General features: G+C 42.0%; 15 protein-coding genes. 9 read left to right on the top strand and 6 right to left on the bottom strand.

Annotation, left to right across the window (positions count from 1 at the left end; translation table 11 throughout):
* Positions 1-5: 5 nt before the first annotated feature.
* The 3 genes from HQN88_RS27200 to HQN88_RS27190 are packed head-to-tail and all read right to left on the bottom strand — an operon-like array spanning position 6 to position 3,524.
* Complete coding sequence (locus tag HQN88_RS27200; protein WP_173118408.1) at positions 6-602, bottom strand: hypothetical protein; 597 nt, start codon at positions 600-602, stop codon at positions 6-8.
* Complete coding sequence (locus HQN88_RS27195) at positions 592-2,589, bottom strand: dynamin family protein (RefSeq protein WP_173118406.1); 1,998 nt, start codon at positions 2,587-2,589, stop codon at positions 592-594. The genes HQN88_RS27200 and HQN88_RS27195 overlap by 11 nt, the downstream gene beginning before the upstream one ends.
* Before the next feature lie 11 nt (positions 2,590-2,600).
* Positions 2,601-3,524 (bottom strand): helix-turn-helix transcriptional regulator, encoded by a 924-nt coding sequence (locus HQN88_RS27190; protein WP_173118405.1) that lies wholly within the window; start codon positions 3,522-3,524, stop codon positions 2,601-2,603.
* A 703-nt stretch (positions 3,525-4,227) separates the two neighbouring features.
* On the opposite strand from HQN88_RS27190, the gene HQN88_RS27185 reads away from it, so the two are divergent.
* Positions 4,228-4,368 (top strand): hypothetical protein, encoded by a 141-nt coding sequence (locus HQN88_RS27185; RefSeq protein ID WP_173118402.1) that lies wholly within the window; start codon positions 4,228-4,230, stop codon positions 4,366-4,368.
* A 422-nt stretch (positions 4,369-4,790) separates the two neighbouring features.
* Here HQN88_RS27185 and HQN88_RS27180 read toward each other — a convergent pair whose 3' ends face one another.
* A complete protein-coding gene (locus HQN88_RS27180) occupies positions 4,791-4,931 on the bottom strand; it encodes a hypothetical protein (protein WP_173118400.1) in 141 nt (46 codons plus the stop codon).
* Between the two features lie 101 nt (positions 4,932-5,032).
* On the opposite strand from HQN88_RS27180, the gene HQN88_RS27175 reads away from it, so the two are divergent.
* The gene (locus HQN88_RS27175; protein ID WP_173118398.1) at positions 5,033-6,001 is read left to right on the top strand and encodes a cation diffusion facilitator family transporter; all 969 of its coding nucleotides are present in this window, start codon (positions 5,033-5,035) and stop codon (positions 5,999-6,001) included.
* Between the two features lie 94 nt (positions 6,002-6,095).
* Here the strand turns inward: HQN88_RS27175 and HQN88_RS27170 are convergent, their stop codons facing one another.
* Positions 6,096-7,157, bottom strand: coding sequence for a LacI family DNA-binding transcriptional regulator (locus tag HQN88_RS27170; RefSeq protein ID WP_173118396.1), 1,062 nt, complete (start codon positions 7,155-7,157; stop codon positions 6,096-6,098).
* Positions 7,158-7,251: 94 nt separating this feature from the next.
* Positions 7,252-8,835, bottom strand: a complete 1,584-nt coding sequence (locus HQN88_RS27165) for a PucR family transcriptional regulator (protein WP_173118394.1) — start codon at positions 8,833-8,835, stop codon at positions 7,252-7,254.
* A 208-nt stretch (positions 8,836-9,043) separates the two neighbouring features.
* Here HQN88_RS27165 and HQN88_RS27160 point away from each other — a divergent pair, with 208 nt between their 5' ends.
* From HQN88_RS27160 to HQN88_RS27130, 7 genes are read left to right on the top strand one after another with little or no spacing between them, the layout of a single operon-like run.
* On the top strand, positions 9,044-9,850 hold the full coding sequence (locus tag HQN88_RS27160; RefSeq protein WP_173118392.1) for a cysteine hydrolase family protein: 807 nt from the start codon (positions 9,044-9,046) through the stop codon (positions 9,848-9,850).
* On the top strand, positions 9,822-10,250 hold the full coding sequence (locus HQN88_RS27155) for a cupin domain-containing protein (protein ID WP_173118390.1): 429 nt from the start codon (positions 9,822-9,824) through the stop codon (positions 10,248-10,250). Before HQN88_RS27160 ends, HQN88_RS27155 begins: the two co-directional genes overlap by 29 nt.
* 22 nt (positions 10,251-10,272) lie before the next feature.
* On the top strand, positions 10,273-11,454 hold the full coding sequence (locus tag HQN88_RS27150) for an amidase (RefSeq protein WP_173118389.1): 1,182 nt from the start codon (positions 10,273-10,275) through the stop codon (positions 11,452-11,454).
* Positions 11,455-11,487: 33 nt separating this feature from the next.
* Entirely contained in the window at positions 11,488-12,561 is a 1,074-nt protein-coding gene (locus tag HQN88_RS27145) for an aromatic ring-hydroxylating dioxygenase subunit alpha (RefSeq protein WP_173118387.1), read from the top strand.
* A 42-nt stretch (positions 12,562-12,603) separates the two neighbouring features.
* The gene (locus HQN88_RS27140) at positions 12,604-13,467 is read left to right on the top strand and encodes a creatininase family protein (protein WP_173118385.1); all 864 of its coding nucleotides are present in this window, start codon (positions 12,604-12,606) and stop codon (positions 13,465-13,467) included.
* Positions 13,430-14,308: a fumarylacetoacetate hydrolase family protein gene (locus HQN88_RS27135; RefSeq protein ID WP_246320486.1), complete on the top strand. Its 879-nt coding sequence runs from the start codon at positions 13,430-13,432 to the stop codon at positions 14,306-14,308. The genes HQN88_RS27140 and HQN88_RS27135 overlap by 38 nt, the downstream gene beginning before the upstream one ends.
* 12 nt (positions 14,309-14,320) lie before the next feature.
* Positions 14,321-15,109, top strand: coding sequence for a phytanoyl-CoA dioxygenase family protein (locus tag HQN88_RS27130; protein ID WP_173118383.1), 789 nt, complete (start codon positions 14,321-14,323; stop codon positions 15,107-15,109).
* Positions 15,110-15,461 lie beyond the last annotated feature (352 nt).

The following is a 15,461-nucleotide window of genomic DNA, read 5'->3' as shown; positions in this document are numbered from 1 at the left end:
ATCTCCTATAAAGTCTTAATTAACTCATCTACCTGCTTTAGATAATAGGTTTGAATAGAGTCAAACCATGATAGCAATTCTATTTTCAAACCATTCATATATTTTTGCACTGTAGCATAATATTGTTGTTTATTGAAACTATCCAATCCCTTCTTAATTACTGGATACAATAGAACCGCTACTACCAATGCTACTGGAATAACAATTATGTTAGATAGTGATAAAGTTAATGCAACACCAATTCCAAATACACCAACAGGAATACCTAATGCAACAAGTTGAGAATTTGCAGCCTTAAAGTTAATTTTATTTGCTGGTTCAAAATTGTATTTTTCATAAATATGGGATCGCAAATCCAAATCGTAAAACTTATTTTTATTTGCATTATCTTTAAAAATTTCACCTTTTAGTGTTTCACTCGATAACTCTGTATATAAAGTTGACATTAATCCTTTACATTGGGCCGCAACTTTCGAAGATACATAGGAACATATTTCTCTTGTGGTCACATCATAGTTTTTTGAAGACACTTTAATATTTGCAATTTCTTTTGCAATTTCATCAATTAAAATATTAACATTGTTTTCAATATTAGCTGACATAACTACGTATACCTCCGTTTAAAGTCGTAATTATATTCAAATTTTGTACCAGTAGTTCAATAGAAGTTTTTTTAGCTTCTATTTCTTTCTGGATGATATCGTTTTCCACTTTTTTTTCTAACAAATTATCATACTCAGCTTTCTTCTCATCTGCGTTCTCCCTTAATTTCATCTTGTATATTTTTGTTACTTCTATTGTATAATCTTGCAAATCATTAATAATATCGTTCTTTATTATTAATAAGCGTTTCATAATACTATCTTTCACCAACTCAAAATGCATATCTTTTGAATATTCAGAAACTGTACGAGTTTTCTTGAACGTAGCTCCTTCTTCTATAGATCGATACGTAACCGCCTCACCTTCGGTACTGTTTTTCAACGCTAGAAAATCACCTTGAGAAAAGTCTGGCTCCATAAACGATGGATGAATGATCTCGTTCTCAGCTGTTATTTTTATCAGCTCATCGTTACATTTTTGAATGATCTCGTTTCCCAAGGTTTTCTTAAAATTTCCAAGTTCATCGATTCTATTAAAAGAAAGCTTTTCTAGTTCACTCATTGATTTTCCGGATATTTTACTTAATTGACTATTATATTCATCTATAGATTTATTTGCTTCGAGAATTATTTTCCCTGTTTTTGAATCAGAATAATCATTAATAATTATTTCAATACTCTCATTCATTTTTCTACGTATCTCGCTAATTTCTTCATTTTTTTGATGAATCTTTCTTTCCAATTCTTTTGGATCAGTAATCTTAAGCTCATTTAAATCAATATTTTCTTTCAGTTTTTCAATAATTTTTATATAAGATTTACTTATTGACAATAGAAGCTCTTGTAACGCAAAATATTGAGCTTTTCGCGCAAACTCTTCCAAGGCCATATTGACCCTTGAAAAATTAGATTGTTGCTCCATCAATTCAACAAAAGCCTCTTTACGGCACTTGCTTTTTAGCCAATGCCGCTCAGCTGTAGGGAAAAGTGTTCCATTTTTTTCTGCATCATCAAAATACTTATCGATGTCATCTTCAGATTTACTAGCACATAGATTTAATATAAGCTGTAATTTACTATCTACATTTATTATTCTTTTTTGAGGAATTTCGCTGTAAATATTTTTGGCTTCTGAAAGCAACTTATTTAGTTCTAGTTCACTTTTATCCGATGCCCCTGTTAGAACAAGATAAATAGTATCCTTGTGCTTATCAGCACTTTTTGTTTGAAGAAACTTTTTAAATGCTGAAGATTCTAATGCTTGTCCACTTAATGACTTCACAAAAATTATTGCATTAGCTTTTTCAATGTATTCTTCCGTGATCTGACCTACTCTTCCAATTGCATTAATACCAGGACTATCGATAATTGTGATCCCCTTAAAAGGTTGATCCAGTGGCCATTTTATTTGAATATTTGTTACAATATTTTTCCAACCACTTCTATTTTCCTCAATATAATTCTTTATTCTTTTTGTATAATCATTATCAGATAAATTATATAAGTTATCATCTTTAACTCCCAGGATTAAGTCTTCTACAATCCGCTTGGGAGGATTACCGTTATATTTTATTAAAAGTTCATGATTAATTGCTGCAACAGGAATTGCTCTATACTCATCCTTCAAAGCAGCATGATTTGTTAGAAAATCTATTATTTCACTTTCTTTAATTAATCTCTTTTTGGGTGCTTGAGCATATTCTGCAATCAATTCGTACGTTTCACCATATTCAATTTCGATTATTGCACTAGTACACTGTTTAACATCCATTGGTAAGACTTCTTTACCTAAATATGCATTGATAAAAGTTGATTTTCCACTCTTTGCTTCTCCAGCAACCATCAGGATAAACTTATTATTTTTAATATTTTCAGCTTGATAAGTAATATTTTGAGGGATTAGTTCGTTCAAATGTTCAAATATATCGGTATAAGATGAAAAAACATTGAGTACACTTTCTCTTTTTTGTTTGTAATCAGTTATCATGAAAACGCTCCTTATAATACTTTTATTTTGTCTCCTTGGCTTCTCAACCACATATCAATTCCATTACCATAAACCTCAGCTTTTACTGTATAAACACCATCTCGCTCTGTAATAATTTCTGCGGTTGGTAGTCTATCTAGTACAGCCTCAATTGAAGGACCGCAAAATTCAAATTTAATTTTTCTAAGTTCACCTGAATACATAAATTGTACTCTTTTACGAAACTCTCCCTCATTGAATTTGTCCTTATAAGGGATATTAAATTTCTGCTTCGTTCCTAGTAATTCACTTATACGATCAATACGGAAAATAGTAGGAAAGTCCTTGCTTCCATCTACCAAATAAGCTGCAAGATAAAAATAATACTCCGAAAACATAATGGCAACTGGCTTTACCATTCTTTTCTTAATAAAACCATCTTGTCTTGTGTAAGAAAACTGTGCTATTTCATTACTTGTAATAAACTGAGCTAGTTCCCACAAGATACCAAACAATTGCTTCTCATGGCGTAATGGAACATAATGATGTTGTTCACTTCTTATCATATTTTCAACACTCTTACGGTCTATTGGCACTACTTGAGTTAAAAGTTTACTAATAAGACGATCTATTTCATCTTTACAGAAAGCCCGGCTTTCTAATAAAATCTTACACAGAGCCATAATTTCTTCATTTTTCAGCCAATCTCGTTCTACTCTAATAAGATAATATCCATTTTTAATCTTGTTGTATTTAATCGACACCTTATTCACAGCAAAATGTGTCTCCGCTAAATATGCACGAAGATCAGCAATATCTCTTTGAATGGTTTTTTGAGTAACTCCAAAACATTCAGCAAGTTCTACTTTTGCTATAATTTCACCTTTATTAAGCCTCTCATAAATATTCAGTAGCCTAAATCCTTTGTTTCCATTGTAATCAATGCTTGCATTCATTTTCTCACCACCTACTATTCATTATATCTATCAAGATGGACACATAATGTACTTCTTCTAAATTACTTTTACTTTTTCAATTTCATTGTTCAGTTCATCCGTGTAAACTAAAACACTCGTATTAATACGGATTGATTTACAGATTGCAACCAAGAGTGGGGCTGAGCATTGTGCTCAGCCCCTTCTCTCCATCTGGGTAAGTCCTAATTTAAAATATAAGTTGATGTACCTTCACGGCCACACTCTCATGGGTTTGAGTGATTTCATTTTCAATACACGGCGGTAAGCTGAATTTGTTTAGCGACTCCAGTTCTTTTAAACAATTACTTTTGCCAATGAAGCTTCAACGAATTATTTAGTCTTCTAACTTAAATAGCTTTCCAAATAAATTTATCTTAAGTACTATATTCCAATATTCGACAATTATCCTTATTTCCCTTCAAAAGACATGCATATAACTTCTATTACTTAATTTTTCGTATTCATTTTTCTATGTTCAATTAGTGTTGATATGAGAATAAACCTAATGATAATTCCCCTTTTTTTTGAAAAAACACTTTAATAATTGATAGTTATTACTTGAAATATCTTGTGAAAATAAAGTTGTAGACTAAACAGCTGCGTTAATCTAACGGGAGTTTATTGGATTGAAGGAATTTGGAATGAATTTATTTATCGAATAATATTTAGGAGGGAAAATAGTTTGGGTGTTGAAGATTGGTTAGCATTAAAATGTTTAAAAAGTAAAGCAAATAATTTATTTTCGCACTTAAGTCTAGAATTAAAGCCACCAACTGAGGATCATTCTTCAGGGTTTACTCTTGAGGGTTACTGCATTAATTAGTGAATCTAAATTTTCACATGAGATGGATGATTTAGATTCCAGTTATCTATCATATAATTCTGCTCACAATGAATTTGTTAATCTGTATGATAATGTAATAAACCGAGGGACGCAACCCTCCCAAGTAAGTGAAACATAGATGTTTCCTTCCCTTTATTTCGTTACAGTTTCAAAAAATTTAAGGATATAGAACGGAATGACGAAAGAATCATTTCAAAATCATTTCAAATGCTTCTGAACTCCTTTTTAATATAAGCCTAAGCACCATAAACCCTTACCCCACAAGGGTTATTTGTGCTAGAACAAAAAAAGGAACCCAGCCAACGGGGCCGGGTTCTAAAAGTTTATATTAAAAAGGGGGTCTTGTTTATTATATTACCAAGTGAACATTATGGAACCATAACAGAAATATTTCATTTCTGTTACAAATTAGAAAACGCTTTATTTTCTTCGCCCTTTTCTTGATTCGTATCCTCATCCTTCTTTCCGTACTCATCCTCACTCTTCTCTTCGCACTCATCCTCACCCTTCTCTTCGCACTTCTCTTCGCACTTCTCTTCCACCTTACCTTCAAATTCCTCCCCAATTCCAGTTGCACGTTTCACTTAAGTGGCATATACTAAGTATACACTAATTAGAATTATTCTAAATAAGGAGGAACCCTATGAGCGTCGAGTATGACTATCATCATCTCCACCATGTGAAAGAACAAAGTAAGTCAAGAAAAACCCTATGGGTCACCCTCATATTAACTGCCTTTTTTACGCTTGTTGAAATTATCGGAGGGCTGCTTTCCAATTCCCTTGCTCTTTTATCCGATTCGGCTCATATGATCTCTGATGTTATTGCGCTTGGTTTGAGCATGGTTGCCATCCAACTAGCTACGCGCCAACCCAATGCTCGCTTCACGTTCGGATTCTTGCGCTTTGAAATTGTCGCTTCTTTCCTCAACGGATTAGCGCTTTGCATCATCGCTTTGGGGATTTGTATTGAAGCCGTTCAACGTGTCCTCCACCCCCAACCGATACAATTGGGACTCATGCTTGGCATTGCCTCGATCGGATTCGTCGTCAACCTCGTTCTCACGTTGGTTCTCCATAACAGCGTCAAGGAGGAAGACAATCTGAATGTGCAAAGCGCGCTCTGGCATTTTTTCGGGGATTTATTAAGCTCGGTAGGTGTCATCATTTCGGCCATTGTAATTTATTACTCAGGTCTTCTCTGGTTCGATCCGTTAATTTCGATTGTGATTGGGGGCATTATTTTTACAGGTGGTAGCAAAATCATTCGAGAATCCTTCATGATCCTGATGGAATCCGTCCCTGAAAAGTTCAATCTAGACGAAATCCGCTCCGTGATCGCAAAAGTTGAAGGCGTAGAAGATGTCCACGAAATGCATCTCTGGGCGGTTTCGACCGACCATTATTCCCTGACTGCGCATGTGTTTATCAGTCCCAGCATTCAGCCATTTTGTGTCATCCTCGCTATTAATGAGACGCTGAAGAGCAAGTACGGCATCGAGCATGCCACGATTCAAATCGAACACGCGGGCATTAATCCGCACGGGGAATACGGGAAAGATTTTCTGCGGCAGCAAAAGCAGCTGAAACAACAAAACCACACGCGCGCCTAACCCCCGCTTAGAATAACCAACTGGATGGATGCTTCCTTCCAAGCCAAATAAACAAATAAACCGTTGATCACCTCTCCCAAGGTGACTAACGGTTTTATTCGTTATGCGTAGATTTACGCACAACCATCTCCATATCGATGAGCAGCTCATGCCCCTTCATCTGAGCCAGATAGGAATCCAGCTCCATCGCACTTTCTACGTCTACGTCTTCACCCATCTGCCGCATCAGGAAAGCCGCCACTAATCGTGTTTGCAGCTCGACTGGCATCTCGAAGCTCGTAATGGAAGGAATGCTCGCTTTTGCAAAATGCTCATTATCCATCCCAATGAGCTGTACATCCTCGGGAACACGGATGCCTCTCGCATGGCATTCAGCAATCAATTCTAGCGCTAACGCATCATTGAACGTGTAAATGCCGATAGGTCGCAGCTCACCGCTCACACGAATCGCCTCTTTCAGAGTACCGGCCACGCCTAACTCTCCGGCATCCAAAAGCGCATGCACGATCGTCTCCGATCGGTCACCAAGCCCAGCCAAAAACCCCTGGATTCGTTGTTCATTCGCACCCATTCCCTTACGTCTTCCCGCATAGAAAACAGCACGGCAGCCATGTGAAAGAAAATACTGAACAGCCTGGCTCGAAGCCTTGGCGAAATCCAAATTCACCGCCAGCTTCGTAATCTCATTCGGCCACCCCCAGCCGTTAAAGATGACAAGTGGCGTGCCTTCACCTACTAACTGCTGCGTGGAATGCATGCTGATCGCCAAACCATGGGACACTAATCCGTCTACTCGTCGTTGCAGTAAATGCTCTATATGCCGCGTTTCCACTTCAGGATCCATGCCTGCCGCAGAGAATACAGATAAATGATAGCCGTAACTGTGAAACCTCTGCTCCAGCTTCTCAGCAAATCTGCCATAATACCCGCCAAAATGCGGAAGAATCAATCCTAACTCATTCGAGCGTCGCCGACTTAAATTCGTTGCCATAACATTTCGGCGATATCCTAGTCGTACGACCGCTTCTTCTACTTTGCGAATGGTTTCCGGTGACATCGGAACCTTCCTACGGTTAATAACATTCGACACCGTCGCAATGGACACGCCTGCCTCAGAGGCAACATCGACGATGGTAGCTTGTTTACTTTTTTTCATCCCATACCCTCATTCTTGAAACGCTTAAACTCATTGTAGCTAGAAGGGGATTGCTCGTCAAATCACCTACAATAGAACGACAATCGAACGAGAATCATAGAAGTTGTTTAAACAAGAGTGCAAGTTTAATTCGCAGCAGATCATTGGGATTTTTGAGATCTAGATGAAGCAACTCACCGATCTTCTCCAGCCGATATAACACGGTATTCCGATGAATGAATAAGTCCTTCGCCGTTTCATTAATAAGGCCATTATGTTCAAAATAGGACCCGATCGTCCTCAGCATTTCGGTGATATACTCCTCATCCTTTTGCAATAAGGGTTGGAGGAGGGTATTCGTATAGGCTTTCATAACCGCAGCAGGTACATGCCGAAGCAAATAGGTGAATTCAAGATTCGAGAAATAAATGTCTGGCTCATCTATCGCGAATTGCTCACTAAGTCGTTGAGTTTCCATGCATTCCTCGTACCCGACCATGAAGTTCTCTAATGTTCGTTTTATGGAGCTGATATAGGAGGACGGTGACCCATTCAGAAGGAACCTCAGGAGCTGTGAATAGCTGCCCGCAATCCGCTTTATAGTCGTAAAGTTGGCCCCCAGTTTATCCGGGATTTGAATGAGAGAGAACAGCTTGCTATGTACAAACATATGATGGGAGGTTAGTTCTGTCAGCGGCGGAGCATCTTTCATGGCATCTTGAAGTTGTCGAATGAACACTTTTTTCTGAACCTGCTCATGCAAAGACATCTCATTTAACGGTGTTACGATGCAGAGATAAGCTCCCTTCCAGAAGTCTCCTGACAGCCTCTTTGCTCGCTCCTCTACCTCATCCAGCGATAAGCTTCCTTGTAAATAGCGCTCAATCGCTTCACCCAATCGAAGGTCAATGGTTAGCGTCTGATGAAGCTGAATCTCTTCAAGATGATAGGAAAGTATGACTGCAGCCTGATGATAAACCCCTTTATCCGAGCTTGAGTTTCTTAAACTTGACGACATCACGAGAAAGTATCCGAGTAATTGGCTATTTTTCCAAAGAGGAATATGATACGTGAGTTGGCCCAGCATCCGGCTTAAACGATATTCCGGCTGCCAAGGCCATTGGGAAAGTAGTTCCTTCTGACTTACGCTTGTTGCATTATACAAAAGGTTCCCCAGTACATCAACAACAGCAAAGGGACATTGGAGAATGGCTTGAATTTCCTCAAAATAATTGGAGCGCTCATTCGCCTGTAAGGCGAAATCGACCAATTGCTTTTGTATATCGAGTACTTGATTCAGTTTCTTCGTATTTCTTTCAAATTGCGCCCCAAAAAGCGCAGTAATTTGCTCTGAGAACGTGATTTCAAACGGCAGTTCAATTAAAGGAAAGTTCAACCTGTCCGCTTCCTTTAACACAGTACTAGGAATTTCTTTCCAATAACGTCCAAGCTTAATGCCCAAACCGGCTGAACCCCGTTCATTGAGGTTATGTAATAATTCTACAAACAGCTCTGAAGAATCCTTCATGGCATAGCCTGTTGTCAGCAGTAACTCCCCCTGCTTCATCCAATTATAAATGTCAGGGGCGTCCATGAGATTTAAGGCGCTGATCATCCGCGAAATGCCTCCCGCCCCAGCCACGATTTTCCCTTCGGATAAAGGATATATGGTCATTGCTTCTTGTACCGTGATATTCATGAATAACACCCCTTTCCTGTAAAAGTGGCAGTTAAGACGCCTTTAATGTCAATTAATATAACATGAATTGGTTTTAAAACAAACGACAAAGAATTTTTTAGGTTGTAACCCAAACTTATGTTATCTATATTTACATAAATTTCATCCTAGGCTTATGATGAAGGCAAGACATAACGCCATTTATGAATGAAACAATCGAGGTGATAGCATGCACAAATTGGGTACCCCCTCTAGCTATTGGCAGGTATCGAAAAATAACGTCATCCTACAGCGCACGCCCAAGCCGCCACAACCTATTACATTCCCTGTAGCCTCACGCAAGCTTACGCTTGATTTGCAACGCACGGCGATTATTGTGGTTGATATGCAAAATGACTTTTGCAGCGTCGGCGGGTGGCTCGACCATATCGGGGGCAACACGCAGCTCCTTTTAAAGCCAATTGATCCTCTTAATAAGCTCCTACCAGCTCTACGTTTAGCAGAAGTACCTGTAATCTGGCTCAATTGGGGCAATCGCCCCGACCGGCTTAACCTCTGCCCATCCGTTCTGCATGTGTACAATGCGACAGGCGAGGGCACTGGCATCGGTGAACCACTACCTCATAACGGCTCGCATGTACTCGAGCAAGGAAGCTGGGGCGCTGCGCCCGTAGATGGGCTGCATATCGAAGTCGATGACATCCATGTTGATAAATATCGGATGAGCGGATTTTGGGATACCCCGCTCGACAGCATACTGCGCAATTTGGCGATCGACACCATCCTGTTTGCAGGCGTCAACATCGATCAGTGCGTCATGGCTACTTTACAAGACGCGGTGTGCCTCGGATATGACAGCATTTTATTAGAAGACTGCTGTGCGACGACCTCACCTGCATTTTGTACCGAGGCTACACTATATAACATTCAGCAATGCTACGGCTTTGTGGCAAATTCCACTGATATGCTGGAAGCTATCGCCACACCTACTAGAGAGGAGAATGACTATGCAACTCGGAATCGCAGGACACTTTGAGGGATGCCCCGTACACAAAATTTCTAGCAAAGACAGTAATAAATTCGTTCTTTTATGTGATGAGACGCAAGTCCCCTTTGTTTCTGTTATTGAAATCTTCGATGTAGACGGACAAACGCCGCCTAATGAGCATTCTAAGGCTTATGAATACTTTTATGTGCTTGCTGGAGAAGGGATTGCGATTATGGGGGATATGGAAATCCCCATCCAGACGAGTTCATTTTTCGTTGTTCCTCCTGGAAACAACCATCAAGTAATCAACACTGGCAAGGGACGGTTGTACGTATTGACGACTATGCTTCCGGATGAGGGCTTTTCCAAATTAATCAAGTCAGGACCTGAGGTTAGCTTAGATGAGGAAGATCTCGCCGTTTTGCGAGGACTAAGCTTAAAGAAATAAGCGCCCTGCAAGGAGGTTATCCATGAAAAGCAGCAATAGGCACCCATTTATTGAACGTGACATCCACGTACAACCTACATTGTCAGGACTCTTAAAGGGAAAAACCTTTGCCGTTAAAGATGTTTTCTCTGTCCGTGGCCATACGAATTCCGCTGGAAATCCTGATTGGCTGCGTACTCATGAAATTGCCACACGCCATGCTAAAGTGATCGAGCAATTGCTTGACAAAGGCGCTGAATTACAAGGCATGACGCTTACGGACGAGCTGATGTTCAGCCTTAGCGGCGAAAACATTCATTACGTAACACCTCTGAATCCATTGGCTCCGGGCCGCATTCCCGGCGGTTCCTCCAGCGGTTCAGCATCCGCCGTCGCCAGCGGGTTCGTTGATTTCGCACTAGGCACCGACACCGCAGGATCAGTTCGAATTCCAGCCGCTTATTGCGGTATCATCGGCTTTCGACCTTCACATGGCGCTGTTGCATTAGAAGGTGTGATTCCACTAGCTCCCAGCTTCGACACCGTCGGGTGGATGGCTCGTGATACGGAGACACTTTTACACGTTGGGAAGGTTCTGCTTAGTTCAAAAACAGCTAGTCCCCGTTTCAGTCGCGTCCTCTTCGACCAAGAGGCTTGGGCGATGACCGAGCCGGGTTATCTGGAAACCATGACGCATCATCTACACCGTTTGGAGAACCTTTTTCCCTGCGAATGGATGACTGTTGCCTCAGAAGGACTTCCCACTTGGGTATCCTCCTTCCGCACAGTACAAGGTTATGAAATATGGCGAGAGCATAGTAATTGGATCCAGCAGACACAGCCAGATTTCGATCCTGCCATTAAGGAACGTTTCGACTGGGCTAGCTCGATACAACAAGCTGATTATATACAGCAGAGCATCAAAAAAAACCAGATACAACAAGCAGTGCAAGAACTGCTCGGCGAAGATACAATTCTGATCCTCCCAACAGCACCAGGACCAGCTCCCTTTCCTGGCGAGGATGGTCATTATCGGAGCCGTATTCTCCAGCTTGGATGTATAGCAGGTCTAGCGGGTTTACCACAAATCACTCTACCACTAGGTCAGCTTGACGGTTGTCCCATCGGGTTATCCATCCTTGCAGGCCGTGGTCAAGATCTCAAACTGCTGGAGTGGTCACACGAATTATTTCAAGAGTACCTGCAACCCATCTGCATCCAGTAAGTATAAAACGCTATAAACGAAGGAGGAACACCTATGCTGCAAGCCCAACAACCTGTTTTAAAGAAATTTTATTACCCTGTACTCCCTGTCTCCCATCTGCAAAATGGCCCTCAATCCATTACCATGCTCGGCGAGAAAGTTGTTCTATGGCTCGATGAGAAAGGCCAGCCCGCCGCTGCTATCGACCGATGCTGCCACCGCACAGCAAAGTTGTCAGGTGGAACTGTTGAGAATGGTTGTGTGGTTTGTCCCTATCATGGTTGGTCCTTTAATCGTGATGGGAAATGCACCTATTTCCCACAATCCCAACTAGAGGACCCTCCCAAGGCTTATAAAATCAAAGCATACCGCTGCGAAGAGCGTTACGGCTATGTCTGGGTTGCATTAGATGAACCATTAATGGGTATTCCTGAGTTCAAAAGAGCAGATGATCCGTCCTTCCGACAGATCGATCAGTTCTATGAAGTGATCCACTGTGCAGGCATGCGTCTGATGGAAAATTCCTTTGACGGTGCTCACGTTGCATTCGTTCACCATAATACATTTGGAGACAAGAATGATCCCGTGCCTCCCAAAATCAAGATTACCCCGAATGCCTGGGGCTTCGAAACTTTTACAGAGCTCGGCGTAACGAACAAGCTGAACGACAAAGTGAAGGCAATCAATGTGGAAGGTGCCACAACGACACGAACCGTGTCTGGGCAATGGTTCATGCCTTTTATCCGCCAATCCGATATGACCTATCCGAATGGCCTGGTGCACTCTATTGTCACCTGCTCCACACCAATAGATAACGATTCCTGCATCCTCGTACAATTCGTGTATCGCAGCGACAAGGAGACAGATGTCCCTGCTGCGACGGTCATCGCTTTTGACCGAGCCGTTGTCGATGAGGATATGGCCGTTCTCGAAAGCACAGAAAGTGACTTCCCGTTGGATATCCGGATGAGAATGGAAACACACATGTACTCGGACCAACCTGGTATTTTAATGCGTGAGATGCTATTAAAGCTCCTTGCCGATCATGGCGAAACAGAAATGACAAGACCTCGAGACCCGTCTGCACTCACCGTAACCATTTTAGAAAGAGCAAAAAGCAATTCATAATCTAAATAAACCAACATGAAACTATTGGAAGAGGTGATCAACATGTTCAGCAGATACGAGGGTACGGCGTGGGAAGCGCGCTTTTTGCCCCGATTATCTTCCAGAGAAATAGCCGAATTGCCCAAGGAGAAGGCGCTTGTCATTTTATCGATTGGTGCTGTTGAGCAGCATGGTCCTCATCTTCCTGTTATGACGGACGCCCTCATTGGTGAGGCACTGTTGACAAGAACGATGGAGAAGTTGGACACGGATCTCCCCCTTTGGCTGCTACCTCCTCTCGCCTATGGAAAGAGCAATGAGCATACCGGTTTTGCGGGAACAATCTCCCTCTCCTCTTCTACGCTGCAGCATGTGATCATGGATATCGCACACAGCTTACATCTTAGCGGGTTCCGCAAGCTGCTGCTGCTCAACTCACATGGCGGCAATGTCGATTTACTCAACCTTGTCTCACGCGAAATCAGAATCGCAACAGGGATGACCGTCTTCTATATCATGCCGCATCAGCTTGATAGCTTTGAAGATATGTTAACGGATGTAGAACGTGAGTTCGGCATTCATGGCGGTGACTATGAGACATCGCTTTTGAAAGCCATCAAGCCCCATTGGGTAAGCGACGCTTACGCTGTGAAGGAAATTCCTGACATGCAGAAATACCGTTATTTGACACTAGAGGGGAAGGTTCGATTTGCATGGAAAACAGCGGACATATCAGCCTCAGGTGTCATGGGCGATGCTACTTCAGCAACTGCCGACAAAGGGACTTTATTCATGGAGCGCATTACCGATCAATTGGCGCAGGCACTCGCAGAGCTTTGTGATTTTGACATCGCGCAGTTGAATTCATTCCAAACCCCGAAGGAGCCACATGATGAGATTAGTATCCATTCGGACCGAGCGAGGTGAGGAGGCTGCAATTGTTCGCAAGAATGGCGTAATTCCCGTTAAATCTCTCAATGAATCCGCAGGCACAGTTTGGTCTGAGAGCGTATGGCTTATATTGCAAAATGATGAGCAAACACGTTTACGTACATGGCTTCAACAGAGCGATGTTGACAGACTGCTGGAAAGGATAACTCAGAAATGGGATGACGTCGTTTGCGCACCATTATACCGATATCCTAGAAAAATATGGGGCATTGGAATGAATTATCGTCAAAAGGTTGAAGATCTTGCATCAACACCCCCAGTTGCTGACCCTATCATCTTCATGAAGCCGGATACGAGTCTAATCGGTCCGGGAGATGCAATCATACTTCCGAAACAATCGAACCATGTTACAGCCGAAGGAGAAATTGGCATCATCATCGGGAAGACGTGCAAGGACATTAAAGAGGACGAGGCACACAACTTCATTGCGGGCATAACGCCTACGTTAGATATGACAGCACAAGATATTCATGCGAAAAACCCCCGTTTCTTAGGGAAGTCCAAATGCTTTGATACTTTTTTTAGCTTCGGCCCCGAACTGGTTACGTTAGACGAAATTCCGGATTTCACAACTTTAACAGTGGAAACGAAGCGAAATGGCGACGTTATTCATCAGAATAGTGTCAGTAACTCGTATTATTCGCCATGGTTTCTGGTGTCCTACTTCTCGCAGCTGATGACACTGCTGCCAGGGGACATTATTATGACCGGCACTCCTGGCTCAACTGCCATTGTGAGCGGCGACCGAGCGGAATGTCAGATCAGTGGACTACTTCCGTTAGTCAATCCAGTTATCGGCTTATCCTATCCTAAATAAAGAGGTGACCCCATGTTTCAAGTACCCGCAGAAAAAATCGCATTTTATGAAGAAAACGGTTTTGTCCAGTTAGAGGATGTCTTGTCAGGAAAGGAAATCAATGAGCTGAGCGCTTACCTCGACGAGGTCATGGCGATTGAAGGCGAACATACACAAAGCGTGGAGAAGGACTCCGACTACTTCAAAATTCTAAACAGCAAAATGAATACATGGCGTGACTCTGCGGGTATGGCCCTCTACGTGCTAAGTCCCAAACTTGCGGATATTGCCAGGCAATTTTCCGGTTCAACCGGCGTCCGCTTGTTCCATGATCAAGCTTTCTGGAAAATGCCCGGAGATTCCAAGCCTACCCCTTGGCATCAGGATGCCACTTATTTCCCCATGCATGAATCCAATGTTTTAACTCTATGGTTACCTATGCATGATGTGGATGAGGTTAACGGCTGCTTATCCTTCATCCCCGGCTCTCACAAAGAAGGAAAATTAACCAATGTCGACTTCCTCCATCCGATCGATTTACTCGAACTCACCAAGGATAGTGGTACGAACCTCCGCAGACCTGTCAACGTACCACTCAAACGCGGCAGCTTCACACTTCATCACGGACTTACTTTTCATTATGCGCATGCCAACCAGTCTGACAAACCACGCCGAGTCTTGACCATCGTCTATATGCCGGAGAATGCCACTTTTAATAGCAAAAGCAATCATGAGCTGACCCGAGGCTCCGGCTTTCAGGAAGGCGAACTCCTTAAGGGGAGGCTTTTCCCTGTTCTAGCATCGGCTCCACAATCTGACTAAGTGGTAGGGGACAGGATCTCGGTAAGCTTTGCGCAGTTAAAATGATTAACTGGAAAACCTCCATCTAAATTCTTGATATATTGAAGAAAATCAGAATTAGATGGATTTCATGTAGCTAATTTATTCATTTCTGCGCTTTTTGAGCAAAATGACTCAAAATAGCTGGATGTTTTCCAGTTATTTCTATAAAACCTGTACATCCTCCCAAAATAGCTGGATAATTTCCAGTTATTTCGCTTATCTACTATTTACTATCTACTACCTACTATCGCATATCACCTCCCACCGAACCAGCTGCGCCTGCTGATATGCTTCCCCCAGTCGTCCCAGCACAAAAGGCACCACAGCAGAT

The sequence above is a fragment of the Paenibacillus qinlingensis genome, assembly GCF_013204845.1.
GTDB lineage: Bacteria > Bacillota > Bacilli > Paenibacillales > NBRC-103111 > Paenibacillus_E > Paenibacillus_E qinlingensis.
Note: the sequence above shows the minus strand (reverse complement) of the source record. Positions and strands in the feature narration are given on the sequence as shown.